The organism is Mesorhizobium sp. M2D.F.Ca.ET.226.01.1.1, from assembly GCF_004022705.2.
Taxonomy (GTDB): domain Bacteria; phylum Pseudomonadota; class Alphaproteobacteria; order Rhizobiales; family Rhizobiaceae; genus Mesorhizobium.
In genome coordinates this window covers 1-389 of sequence record NZ_RZOY02000059.1, presented here as the reverse complement: position 1 = coordinate 389, position 389 = coordinate 1, and the positions used below count along the sequence as shown (strand labels likewise).

Annotated in this window: 1 protein-coding gene; it reads left to right on the top strand. The window is 62.7% G+C overall.

From position 1 onward, the window contains the following. Nucleotides 1-221: 221 nt before the first annotated feature. Nucleotides 222-389: helix-turn-helix domain-containing protein (locus tag EN869_RS33745; RefSeq protein ID WP_145972069.1), on the top strand; the 168-nt coding region annotated here is incomplete at its 3' end.

Here is a 389-nt window from a genome sequence, read left to right as displayed (position 1 = left end):
GGCCCTTGATCATTCTGGCGAAGACTATCCCGGCCACAGATCCGGGCTACAATCCCCATAGCGCCAGTCCTGCCCGCGGCTCCGTTCAATCCGGCTTGCAATGAGGTCCGACAGCCAACCCGGCCGCTCCGTCGTGCCCGCGGACCTCACAGAAGCCTCCAGATTCCGGAGAGGCTGATTTTGTGATTCAAGATGCTGGCTGGATCGGAGGCCAGCATCGGATGACGCGACCTCTTTCGAATGATCTTCGTGAGCGTGTTGTTGTGGCGATCGCGGCTGGTGAGAGCTGCCGCACGGTTGCGGCTCGTTTCGGCATAGCGGTGTCGTCGGCGGTGAAGTGGTCGCAGCGCTATCGGGCGAGTGGGTCGGTCGCGCCTGGCAAGATGGGC